Origin of the sequence: Levilactobacillus enshiensis (genome assembly GCF_007115095.1) — a bacterium.
GTDB lineage: Bacteria > Bacillota > Bacilli > Lactobacillales > Lactobacillaceae > Levilactobacillus > Levilactobacillus enshiensis.
The window spans coordinates 41,086-52,728 of the sequence record NZ_SULH01000002.1 but is presented as its reverse complement, the minus strand read 5'-3'; the positions used below and the strand labels follow the sequence as shown (position 1 = coordinate 52,728).

The 11,643-nt window shown below is 51.5% G+C and carries 10 protein-coding genes; 9 read left to right on the top strand and 1 reads right to left on the bottom strand.

What is annotated here, in order from left to right:
* The 6 genes from FAY32_RS14850 to FAY32_RS02810 form a co-directional block, all read left to right on the top strand.
* The coding region (locus FAY32_RS14850; RefSeq protein ID WP_225428273.1) for a zinc ribbon domain-containing protein at positions 1 to 406 on the top strand (406 nt) is incomplete at its 5' end.
* A gap of 305 nt (positions 407 to 711) precedes the next feature.
* Positions 712 to 1,176, top strand: a complete 465-nt coding sequence (gene lspA / locus FAY32_RS02830; protein ID WP_143461960.1) for a signal peptidase II — start codon at positions 712 to 714, stop codon at positions 1,174 to 1,176.
* Positions 1,176 to 2,099 (top strand): RluA family pseudouridine synthase, encoded by a 924-nt coding sequence (locus FAY32_RS02825; RefSeq protein WP_404820116.1) that lies wholly within the window; start codon positions 1,176 to 1,178, stop codon positions 2,097 to 2,099. Before lspA ends, FAY32_RS02825 begins: the two co-directional genes overlap by 1 nt.
* Positions 2,100 to 2,235: 136 nt before the next feature.
* On the top strand, positions 2,236 to 2,769 hold the full coding sequence (gene pyrR, locus FAY32_RS02820) for a bifunctional pyr operon transcriptional regulator/uracil phosphoribosyltransferase PyrR (RefSeq protein ID WP_143461958.1): 534 nt from the start codon (positions 2,236 to 2,238) through the stop codon (positions 2,767 to 2,769).
* Between the two features lie 24 nt (positions 2,770 to 2,793).
* Positions 2,794 to 3,870 carry a carbamoyl phosphate synthase small subunit gene (locus FAY32_RS02815; protein ID WP_143461957.1) on the top strand — a complete coding sequence of 359 codons (1,077 nt, stop codon included), beginning with the start codon at positions 2,794 to 2,796 and terminating at the stop codon, positions 3,868 to 3,870.
* A 2-nt stretch (positions 3,871 to 3,872) separates the two neighbouring features.
* Complete coding sequence (locus FAY32_RS02810) at positions 3,873 to 6,446, top strand: carbamoyl phosphate synthase preATP-grasp domain-containing protein (protein WP_143461956.1); 2,574 nt, start codon at positions 3,873 to 3,875, stop codon at positions 6,444 to 6,446.
* A gap of 154 nt (positions 6,447 to 6,600) precedes the next feature.
* On the opposite strand, the gene FAY32_RS02805 is transcribed toward FAY32_RS02810, so the two are convergent.
* Positions 6,601 to 8,310: an NFACT RNA binding domain-containing protein gene (locus FAY32_RS02805; protein WP_143461955.1), complete on the bottom strand. Its 1,710-nt coding sequence runs from the start codon at positions 8,308 to 8,310 to the stop codon at positions 6,601 to 6,603.
* Positions 8,311 to 8,568: 258 nt separating this feature from the next.
* On the opposite strand from FAY32_RS02805, the gene FAY32_RS02800 reads away from it, so the two are divergent.
* The 3 genes from FAY32_RS02800 to FAY32_RS02790 are packed head-to-tail and all read left to right on the top strand — an operon-like array spanning position 8,569 to position 11,569.
* Positions 8,569 to 8,994, top strand: a complete 426-nt coding sequence (locus FAY32_RS02800; protein ID WP_143461954.1) for a MarR family winged helix-turn-helix transcriptional regulator — start codon at positions 8,569 to 8,571, stop codon at positions 8,992 to 8,994.
* A 21-nt stretch (positions 8,995 to 9,015) separates the two neighbouring features.
* The gene (locus tag FAY32_RS02795; protein WP_225428277.1) at positions 9,016 to 10,326 is read left to right on the top strand and encodes an alkaline phosphatase family protein; all 1,311 of its coding nucleotides are present in this window, start codon (positions 9,016 to 9,018) and stop codon (positions 10,324 to 10,326) included.
* A complete protein-coding gene (locus tag FAY32_RS02790) occupies positions 10,313 to 11,569 on the top strand; it encodes an MFS transporter (protein ID WP_143461953.1) in 1,257 nt (418 codons plus the stop codon). The genes FAY32_RS02795 and FAY32_RS02790 overlap by 14 nt, the downstream gene beginning before the upstream one ends.
* Positions 11,570 to 11,643 lie beyond the last annotated feature (74 nt).

The following is an 11,643-nucleotide window of genomic DNA, read 5'->3' as shown; positions in this document are numbered from 1 at the left end:
GACTGATGTGAATCATCGGTTAGCTAAGACACTCGTTAGTATCTATGGCTCACGTACGCTCTTTGTTTTAGAAGATTTAACTAATGTGACGTTCAACACAGATGATTTACCTAAAGCTTTGCGTAACAGCCACCGTTCCTGGGCTTTCTTTCAGTTAGAATTATTCCTAACCTATAAAGCGGCAACAATTCAAAGTAAGGTTTTGAAGGTCAGTCCAGCTTTCACCTCTCAGCGTTGTCCGCAATGTGGCCTGATTGAGAAAGCTAATCGGCATCACGAGACGCATGAATATCACTGTTGCCGCTGCCAATATCGCTCCAACGATGATCGACTAGCGGCCATGAACATTAAGCTATTAGGTGAAGAATGGTTGCGTGGGGTCAAACATCCCCAAATAAAAAAGTAACGGCTACCGGGTAAACCTGGTAGTTAAACGGGTAGCTGTCAATTACCCGATGATGTTGCCACTACGAGTAGGAGTCTCAATTGAGATGTTGGACTACTGTGTCGCCAGACACGTGAGCGACAAGCCTCCGAATTTATTCGGAGGTAATTGACAAAGGTTTGCGGGGAGCTCGGCGAACAGTCGTAGGCCCCCTTTTTTAGGTCCACAAGCAACGAAAAGAAATTTCTCGTAGCCGAATCGTCAGAACGCCAAAATTTCTGGTATACTTTTCGGTAACGACTTATAGGAAAGGTGTTCCGGAAGTTATGCTGATTGCAGATACACTTTTAATCGTGCTCCTGGTCGCTGCCGATCAGTGGATCAAGCACGCGGTAGTGGTCAACATCGCCCTTGGCGGCGAGCACCCGGTCATTCCGGGGATACTCTCCTTGACGCACCTGCGTAATGACGGGGCGGCTTGGAGTATTTTACAGGGTCAAATGTGGTTCTTTGCGGTGATTGCCATCGTCGCACTAGGCATCATGGGCTACTTCTTTTGGCAATATCGTAACAAGGGGGATCACTGGGTTGAGGAACTCGGCCTAGCCCTCATGATGGCGGGAACCATCGGTAATTTCATTGATCGATTAACCCAGGGGTACGTGGTCGACATGTTCCAGCTCGACTTCGTTAACTTTCCCATCTTTAACTTCGCTGACAGCTGTTTAACGGTCGGCGTGATTCTAATTGCAATCGGTGTTTATATTACCGATCGGCAGGAGGCTAAATGATGCAAACAGAAGAATTTACGGTAACAGAAACGGAACGGTTAGATAAGTTAGTGGCCGATCAGGTGACGACCATCTCTCGTTCGCAGGCTAAATCAGCTATTGAAGCTGGTCAGATTACGGTCAACGGTGCAGTGGCTAAGCCTAAAGACAAGCCGAAGCCTGGTGACACGGTGCACGTCGAGCTCCCGGATCCGGAACCACTCGACTTGGAACCCGAAAATATTCCGTTGGATGTGATCTACGAAGACGATGACGTGTTGGTCGTCAACAAGCCCCAAGGGATGGTGGTTCATCCCGCTCCCGGGCACCCCAACCATACGTTAGTCAATGCCTTGCTGTATCACAGTCCACTGTCGAGCATTAACGGGACGTTGCGGCCAGGAATCGTCCACCGCATCGACAAGGATACGTCGGGGCTCTTAATGGTTGCTAAAAATGACCACGCCCATCAGAGTTTATCGGCCCAACTCCAGGCGAAGACCAACCTGAGAGAATATGTGGCCATTGTGCACGGTAACTTCAAGGAAGAAGAAGGGGTCATTCGTGCGCCACTAGGTCGCTCACCCAAGGACCGCAAGAAGCAGGCCGTGGTTGCTGATGGTCGTCCCGCCGTCACCCATTTTCGGGTGTTAGAGCGTTACGGCAACTACACGTTGATCGCCTGTCGTTTAGAGACCGGTCGGACCCATCAGATTCGGGTTCACATGGCGTACATCAACCACCCGGTCGCGGGCGATCCGTTATACGGGCCGAAGAAGACCTTGAAGGGTGACGGTCAGTTCTTACACGCTCGTGAGCTGGGGTTCAAACAACCTACAACGGGGGAACAACTCGACTTCACTGCGCCAGTTCCTGATAACTTTGCGCGGATGGTTCGTCACCTGCGTCAACAAGCCGGCTTGCCGGTTGACAAAGCAATCTAGTTTTTTTATGCTGAACGTACTAAGATAAACGGGTTTGCCGAATCAGGCGGGCGGGTTTCTTCACCATTTTGCCGAAGAAACGCGCCCGTTTCCTGCATTTACGTTAACACCGTGAAACTTGAAGGAGGAAATAAAGATGGCAAAGGTAGTTGTGGACGCAATGGCAATGCAACGGGCCCTGACCCGGATTACTTACGAAATCATCGAACGCAACAAGGGGGTCGATGACCTCGTCATTTTAGGTATCAAAACGCGCGGGGTGTACTTAGCCCGGCGAATTGCCAGTCGCTTACAACAGCTGGAAAATGTGACGGTGCCGGTGGGCGACCTTGATATCACGCCGTACAGAGATGATATCGAGCACGATGCCCAAACCGAGCCTAAGGTCACCGCGACCAACATCGACTTCTCCGTTGCGGGCAAGAAGGTCATCTTAGTTGATGATGTCTTGTATACCGGACGGACGATCAGAGCAGCGATGAGTGCCGTGATGGATCTCGGTCGACCAAAGAGTATCAATTTGGCCGTATTAGTGGATCGGGGTCACCGTGAATTGCCGATCAGAGCGGACTTTGTGGGCAAGAACATACCGAGCTCACAACGCGAACGTATCAAGGTCTCCGTCAGTGAAATCGACGACCGGGACGCCGTAGAGATCCAACAAGCATAACACTGGTAAAGGGGCCGATTTTGCATGGCAAAACGCTATTTGATTTTAGAAGACGGCTCGGCCTACGCCGGTGAAGGATTTGGTGCCGGCGCCACTACGAGCGGCGAAGTAATCTCTAACTTAAACCTTTTAGGCTATCAAGAAACGATTACCGATCAAATTTATCATAACCAGATTATTATTTTCGCTCAGCCAGCGATTGGTAACGTCGGCATCAACCATGACAGTTACGAATCGATTTTACCGACAGCTAAAGGAATGGTCGTGCGGGATGTGACCAACATTTCGACCAACCGGCTTTCCCGGCTGTCACTGGATGAGTTTTTACAGCAGCACAACATTCCCGGTATCAGCGGGATCGATACGCGCCACCTGATCCGTAAATTACGTCAGCAGGCCGGACCAATGAAGGGCAGTATCGTCGATGTGGCCGATGCGCACGCGTTTGACCAATTGAACGCAACGGTGCTGACCAATCGCCAAGTCGATCAGGTTGCGACCCCTAAGCCGTATCCCAACCCGGATACCGGCAAGAACGTGGTCGTGATTGACTTTGGCTTGAAGCACGGTATCTTGCGACAATTGTCGGAACGTCGCTGCAATGTGACGGTCTTACCGTGGACGGCGAGTGCCCAGGACGTCTTGAACCTGGATCCGGATGGGGTCTTACTGTCTACGGGACCAGGCTCACCCCTGGACTTAGGCGCGGGGGTCTTAGAAATGATTCGCGAGGTGCAAGCGGAGATTCCGCTCTTTGCAATCGGACTGGGACACGAACTCTTTGCCCTGGCTAACGGTGCGGAGCTAGCAGCTTTACCCGTGGAGTATCACGGGAGCAGTCACCCGATTCGGCGGATCATTACGAATGACATTATTTACGCCACGCAGGGCCAGGGTTATGCGGTCATCGCTAAGTCCATCGACCGCGATCGCCTGATTACGACCTACGTGGACCTGATCAACGGGACGGTGCAGGGATTACGGCACCGTGACTACCCGGCATTCTCCGTTCAGTTCTTTGCGGATGGGGCACCGGGGCCACATGAGAGTCGTGACCTGTTCGATGAATTCATGGAAGCTATGACAGCACGGGAGGGATAGGCTTGCAAAACTTAGATGATTTACAGAAAGTGTTGATCATTGGCGGCGGGCCAACTGAAATTGGTCATGAGACCGAGCTCGACAGTGCCACCGTGCAGATCATTACCGGGTTTAAAAAGCACGGCGTCCGCACCTCAATTATCGACAACAATCCTTTTTCAGTGGCCCTCGAAGAAATTCAACCCACAAATATGTACGTGCAAGCGGTCACGACCGCTAACGTGCGGCACATCCTTGAAAAGGATCGGCCAGACGCAATCTTACCGTCATTGGGTGGCTTGTTGGCCATTCAAATCGTCCAAGAACTCATTGAAAACGGTGATCTTGGTCGTTTTGGTGTGACCATTTTAGGGATGACGGCTAGTACGTTGCGGCAGCTCAATAACCCAGCCGCCTTGAACGCAACGCTAAAGGCCATTCACGAGCCCGTGATCGAAGCACAGATCGTTGATACGACCGATGAGGCCATGGGGTTAGTCGAATCGATTGGCTTCCCCCTGATCGTTAAACCGGTCTCGCCGCGGGTGGATACCAACCGGACCGTCTGTGAGAACGTTGATGAGATGTTGAATGCGCTCAGTCAGGGATTTCAGCAATCGCGCTTTGACCAATGTACCTTGGAGCGGAGCGTCGTTGGTTATAAGGAAGTTGAAATGGTGGCGATTCGCGATGTGGCCGATACTAAGGTCTTACTGTGCGGGTTAGAAAACGTGGACACAATCGGGATTCACTCCGGGGACTCCATTGTCGTCACGCCCCCCCAGACTCTGACGGACCGTGAGTATCAGAATTTACGGGATGCCACCTTTCGGATTGCAACGGAACTGGGAATCGTGGGGGTCTTACACATGCACTTTGCATTGAATCCGGCGAACCAGCATTTCTATGTGACTAAGGTTGCACCTTACTTTTCTCGAGGGGTCGCTCTGGCGGCCAGAACCACAGGCTACCCGATTGCACTGGTTACGGGTGCCCTGTTACTAGGCCAGCGATTAGTCGATATTAAGCTCCCTAGCCGCTATGTGAAGCAAACGGCGATCATGGAGCCGACCATTGACCATGTGAGCGTCCGCATCCCGTTATGGCCCTTTCAGGAGGTCCCAGATGCGGATCAACATTTAGACACGGCCATGAAGGCGGTAGGTTCCACGATCGGCATTGGTCGCTCGGTAGAAGAGGCCATGTTAAAGGCTGTCCGCAGCTCCCAATTTTCTCCGCGAGACGTCCTGCCTAGTGTCAGCAATCTGACGGATGGGGAAATGATCAGTCAGCTGATTCACCCACTGGCGAACCGGATTCTGGTCTTGATCGAAGCGCTACGGCGGGGGTATGCGCCCGATGAACTGAGCGAGTTGACGAAGATCGATAATTTCTACTTCGTGAAGCTGCAACACCTGCTGACAATTGAACGGGAGATCAAGGAAAATCCATTGGACGTGGAGACTCTGCAACGGGCCCGCTACTATGGCTTTGGTGACGGGATGATCGCTCGAATCTGGCAAACGGATACGGCGACGATTCGCCATCTTTCGGCCGAGGCGCACATTATGCCGACCTATAAGATGATCGAGCCGACTGCCGGAGAATTTGCGGAAGATGCTAGCGGTTATTACAGCACGTTTGAATATGAAAATGAAAGTCAATCACTGGGTGACCGGACGGCGTTAGTGCTTGGCCGGGGCGGAAACCAGTTGGGTCCCAATTCGGCGGCAGAGTACTTTACCACGGAAATGCTGAAGCAGTTGAAGCGCGCCGGGTATCACACGGTTTTGATGAACACCAACCCGAATGCGGTCGCCATTGCGCCAGAATTTTCGGACAAACAGTACGTGGATCCGGTGCAACTTGGCGACGTCCTGAATGTGATTCAAATTGAACACCCCGACATCGTTATCGTTCCAGGGAACCGCCACTATTTGACACGTGAATTGGGAAAGCTGGACGTGAACCTCCACGTCTTGCCACCGGACCAAGAGACTGGTGAGCAACCACCAAAGATCGCCACGATTGGGGTGAGCCTCTTTGTTCACGGTCAACAGAAAATCGCGGTAGGCGTGATGGATATGCTTGCACCGGGGATGAACAAGTCAGTGGCCCAGGTCACGGCCTTCCGGATGCCAGCGGAACTCCCCAAGTCAAAGCGCCTCGGTTTAGTGGAATTAGCCAAGCAAGCCGTGAGTGAACGTCAGGTGACGGGGATGATTCAGGTGCTGTTTGCGCCTAAGGGAGATACCAAGCAAATGACCGTTGTGGGTGTGCGCCCAACACGACTGACCGAAATGGCCTTCCTAAGCAAGGTCACGGGAGTCAATTGGGTCCGCATGCTGACCCGGCAGCATATTGAGACGTTGGACGATGGTGAACTCGCGAAGATCAAGATTGATCTGAACAGTAGTCGGGTGGCGTTGATGAATGCAGCATTCCCATTCCGGCAGCTGCACGTCTTGAATCGACCGGGAACGACCGATCAGGAAGTAGGGGCAACGATTGCCTTTGGGTCGAGTGAAGCACTGACTCTCAGCAACCTCAGTGACACGGCTGAGCTTGACCAGATTATCAACCGGACGATTGGCTGAGTTTCGGTTGCCAGCGTGGGCTGCGGTAATTGCCTGTTGAAAATGAAAACCAAACAATTGTAACTAACAAAAAAGCGACCTATCAGCATTTAACTGGTAGGTCACTTTTTTGTTTTAATTTAGTTGTAGTGACCAAGTAAAGTGAATTTAGCCGCTAATTATCGGCTAACCGCTCGACCAGATCACTTTCCGGCGTCACGTAGACGGTATGCTGTCCGGTGAAAATCACGTAGCCGGGTTTGGCCCCGTTAGGCTTATGGAGTCGCTTAACGGGCAGGTAGTCGACAGGGACGTTGCTGGATTCGCGGCCCTTCGAGAAGTAGGCGGCCAGATTGGCGGCTTCCATGATGGTCTCATCGCTTGGATTGTCCGCATGGATGATGACGTGAGAGCCTGGCATATCCTTCACGTGTAACCAAATATCGGTTCGCTTGGCGGTATGGAGACTCAACTGATCGTTTTGCAAGTTGTTCTTACCGACGGAAATCTTGGTGCCATCACTAGCGGTAAACCGGTCGGGCTTGCTGATCTTTTGGCGGCGCTGCTTCTTACTCTTCTTTTGATGGTCGTGATCGCGCAAGTAGCCGCCTTGTTGCAATTCCAAACGAATGTCGACGAGGTCCTTAGGTGCGGCTAGTTCAATCTGCGCCATGATATTGCTGAAGTAATCGACATCGGCTTGGGTGATTGCGAGCTGTTCGTTAACGTAGCTGACGGCATTTTTGGCCTTTTGGTACCGTTTGAAATACTTCTGGGCATTTTGGTTAGGCGAAAGCTGATTGGAAAGGGCAATCTTGATTGGCTGATTATTGTCGTAGAAGTTAGCCAATTCGACTTCAGTCTGACCCCGTTGAACTTGGCCCAGGTAGGTCGTCAAAACTTCACCCTTGATACGGTACTCATCGGCGTTTTCCGTTTCGGCGAGCGTCTTCTTCAATTTCTTCAGCTTATTACGATTCTTTTTTAGTTCATTACGAACCACCCGGATGAGAACGCTCCCTTGTTGTTGAACGCGGTCACGCTCGGCCTTATCCTGATAGTAGGTATCCAGAAGGGCACTCAGGGTGTCAGCGGTCTGTTGCGTTCCCGTGGTGGGGTATGGGAAGGCGATGAAGCTAGTCTTTCCCTTAGGCGTGATATCTAGCGTTGGTTGTGGTGCATCGAATCCCTTGAAGAACGCCGTAAAATTAACCACGGGATCGCCGGGTTCGTGGAGCTTGGCTGCTAGGGCCGCCGCGGTGTCCTTACCAAGGCCCTGATACTGTTGCTGGAGGGTGTGTGCGAGAACTTCCTGGTTGGGAAAATCGCGGACGGTTGCGGCGAGGTCGTCACGTGCACCGGCGAAGGGATCAACCAGATCTTGCTTGGGAGGCATGATGTACTGTGCCCCTGGCAAGAGGAGCCGGTAACGATTTTGATCGGAACCAACGTGCTTGATGGCATCTAAGATCTTCATAGAGGCACTGTCGACTAGGATGACGTTACTGTGCCGCGCCATGATTTCGATGATCAAGAGCAGCTCTTGTTGGTCACCTAACTCGTTACGGGATGTGAAGTGCAGGTGAACGACCCGGTCATTGGCGACCTGCGTAATGTCCTTGAGAATCGCACCCTGCAGGTACTTCCGCAGAATCATGGTAAAGTTGGTGGGAACCGGCGGGTTGACGTAAGGAATCTGCGTCACTTGGATACGTGCGTAGGTCGGATTGGCCGATAGGAGGATGGGATAGTTGTGGCTGTTCGCACGAACGGTCAGGACGATTTCGTTGGCGTAGGGCTGATTGATCTTGCTAACACGGCCGGTCGTCAACGTTTGGCTCAGTTCCTGAACCATTGCGTGGGTAAAGGATCCGTCAAATGACATGGGGTAACAACACCTTTCATAAATAGACTTTATTTTTTGTTAACCGGAAAAACGACACAAGTTCAAGTATAACGGCCCGAGCGGTGAAGTGCAAAGAAGTTCCCCCGTATTCCGATAGAATTCGGTGAAACTGTCATGAAATCGTCATAGTTTTTGACTTGTGATGAGCAAGCTGACCGTTGTACAATACAAGTAATGCCGCAGACCGCATCTTGTGATGCACAAACGGGTAGCGGCAAACAAAGGAGTGAGGGTCGAATGAAATCCAGTCTTGCAGCATTGATGGCAATTAATAAGGTGCAACAGACCTTGCTACAACGGATGACGAAACACTACCAGTTGACGGTTTCTGAGTGGCAGTTGCTGGACCACATTGGGAGTGGTGAGAATACCCAAGAGATTCTGGCAGAACGGACCAAATTAGATACCTCAACGTTGAGCCGGCAGTTAAAGGGCTTGGTCAAAAAAGAAATGGTGACTAAAGAAGCCGTCGGTCGGGATAAACGACAGTTGGTCTACACGATCACAACGGCGGGGACTGAGACAGTGACGGCCATCAATACGGCTTTTGAGAAGCTTTCGGATGACGTGTTTGAACATTGGTCCACCGATGAACGGAACCTGTTGCAGATCTTGTTAAACCGCTTGGATAAGAGTTTAGACCGACAGCGAACGGTTAAGTAACGATTAGGTAAGGAGTGAAGGATTATTCAGCAAAGACTAGTTGTGATTTCATTGGATGCGATGGGTAGTCGGGATCTGGACGAACATTTAGCAGAGTTACCGAACTTAAGACGATTAGTGGTGACCGGGACACGCGTCAGACAGGTTAGGGGAATCTATCCAACGTTAACGTACCCGTCACACACCACGATCATCACCGGCCAATATCCGGTCAAACACGGTATTATCAACAACACTAAGCTACAGCCACAACGTCAGTCACCGGATTGGTACTGGTATCAACGAGATGTACAAGTTCCCACGTTATATGATCTCGTTCGGCAACAACATCGTAAGACGGCGGCCTTTCTGTGGCCCGTGACCGCTGGCAGTCGAATTACCTACAATTTGGCAGAGATCTTTCCAAACCGTATCTGGACCAATCAGGTATTGGTCTCATTAAAGGCCAGCAGTCCGGCGTTTCTCTTACGCATGAATCAGAAATATGGTCACTTACGGCGCGGAATTCAGCAACCTGAACTTGATGATTTTATTACGGCTTGTGCGGTGGACACGTTGACAACGAAGAAGCCGTGGCTCACGTTGATTCACCTGGTCGACATGGACAGTATGCGCCACCGCTATGGCGTGCGCTCGGATGAGGCCATGGCGGCCCTAAAGCGGTTAGACACCCGGGTCGGTAAATTGATTGACGCCACGATTGCGGCTGGCACGTTTGCAACGACCAACTTTGCCATTTTGGGGGATCACTATCAGATCAATGTTGACCACATGATTCATTTGAATCAGCTATTCGCTCAGAAAGGCTGGTTAACCCCAACCGCTGAAGGTACTGTTAAGAACGATTGGCACGTGTGGGCGAAGTCGTGCGATGGGTGTACATATATTTATACCCGCAAGTTTGCGGATACCCAAAACCTCTTGCGGTTGATCAAGGAGACACCGGGAGTTGCGGCCGTGATCGATGGGGCTGCGGCTGCTAAACGGGGAGCTGATCCGCATTGCCAATTTATGGTCGAAGCACAGGCGGGCTATTACTTTACGGATGAGACGAACCGACCGGCCGTAGTCGAAGCCGTTGATCCGGACACATTGGGGCAACCGGACCGCTATCATGGAGTTCATGGTTATGATCCCGACAAACCAGATTACTTCACAACGTTGGTCTTGAATGGGCCAGCGGTGAAAGAAAATCAAGTCATCGCACACGCTAGTCTAGTCGATGAAGCCCCGACCTTCGCAAAGCTGCTGGGCGTTCACTTTCCGGGGACGCTTCCCGGTCACGTCTTAACCGAGGCGCTAAAGGAGGCGGCCACCGATGAAGCTGAATAAGGAACAGTGGAGTTGGGTCTTCTACGATTGGGCAAACTCTGGTTATGGCATCATCGTGACCACGGCAGTCTTGCCGATCTACTTCAAGACGGTGGCAGCGGCTAGTGGTGTGACGGCAGCCAATGCGACGGCTTATTGGGGGTATGCCAACAGTCTGGGCACGTTATTGGTAGCAATCTTGGCGCCGTTTCTGGGGGCACTAGCGGACTATCAAGGGTTTAAGAAACGACTACTGACGGGATTTGCAACCATGGGGATGGTGATGACCTTAGGCCTCGCCCTGGTACCATCAGCACACTGGCAGTGGCTCCTAGTCATCTATATTTTATCTGTTCTGGGCTATTCTGGAGGAAACCTCTTTTATGACAGTTTCTTGACCGATGTGAGTGACGACCAGCAAATGGACCGTATCTCCAGTACGGGGTATGGCTTTGGCTATCTCGGGGGCGTGATCGCTTTTCTACTCTTCATGGTGTTGCAATTCACCCATGGTTTTGGTCAACTGTCGAGTCTCGCAGTTGCACGGTGGGGCTTTGCCCTGGCCGCCGTTTGGTGGGTCATCTTCTTTATCCCGATGCTGAAAAATGTTCACCAACGACATTCGCTGAGTGTCACGCGGGCGCCGCTACGGCAAAGCTGGCAACGGGTGTGGGGAACGGTTCGACATCTGCGTCAACACAAGCAACTGGCCTGGTTTCTAGTGGCTTACTTCTGCTACATCGATGGGGTCGATACTATCTTCACCATGGCAACCTCAATTGGCCTAGATATTGGGATCGACAGTACGACCTTGATCTTAGTGTTGTTGGTCGTGCAATTGGTAGCATTTCCATTCTCGATTTTCTATGGCTGGTTAGCGAACAAGACTAGCACCCGAACGGGGATTTTAATTGCCATTATTGTTTACTTATTGATTTGTGCGGACGCACTCTTTTTGCGTTCAACGATGGATTTTTGGATTCTAGCTGTCTTAGTCGGAACCAGTCAGGGTGGGATTCAGGCCCTCTCGCGGTCCTACTTTGGTCGGCTCGTGCCCAAGGATCGGTCGAGTGAGTTCTTTGGCTTCTATAACATCTTAGGAAAATTTTCAGCCGTACTGGGTCCCATCCTCGTGGGAATCGTCACCCAGATGACGGGACAATCACGAATTGGGGCGGCGTCACTGTCGATTCTATTTGTGATGGGTCTGATTATTTTCTTGTTTATTCCTAAAATGACCACGAATCGCGCTGATCAGTGTTAAGTCGTGGTGTACCGCTGCTGGTGTCGACAAGAGTTCGATTCTCTTGAGCGGTATTACAACTGGCCCAGGGTGGC

What these genes read in the sequence shown, in the direction of transcription:
- FAY32_RS02790 (WP_143461953.1), top strand. Translation starts at nt 10,313, where the DNA reads ATGAAGCTGAATAAGGAACAGTGGAGTTGGGTCTTCTACGATTGGGCA.
- FAY32_RS02805 (WP_143461955.1), bottom strand. Translation starts at nt 8,310, where the DNA reads ATGTCATTTGACGGATCCTTTACCCACGCAATGGTTCAGGAACTGAGC.
- lspA (WP_143461960.1), top strand. Translation starts at nt 712, where the DNA reads ATGCTGATTGCAGATACACTTTTAATCGTGCTCCTGGTCGCTGCCGAT.
- FAY32_RS02815 (WP_143461957.1), top strand. Translation starts at nt 2,794, where the DNA reads ATGGCAAAACGCTATTTGATTTTAGAAGACGGCTCGGCCTACGCCGGT.
- FAY32_RS02800 (WP_143461954.1), top strand. Translation starts at nt 8,569, where the DNA reads ATGAAATCCAGTCTTGCAGCATTGATGGCAATTAATAAGGTGCAACAG.
- pyrR (WP_143461958.1), top strand. Translation starts at nt 2,236, where the DNA reads ATGGCAAAGGTAGTTGTGGACGCAATGGCAATGCAACGGGCCCTGACC.
- FAY32_RS02825 (WP_404820116.1), top strand. Translation starts at nt 1,176, where the DNA reads ATGCAAACAGAAGAATTTACGGTAACAGAAACGGAACGGTTAGATAAG.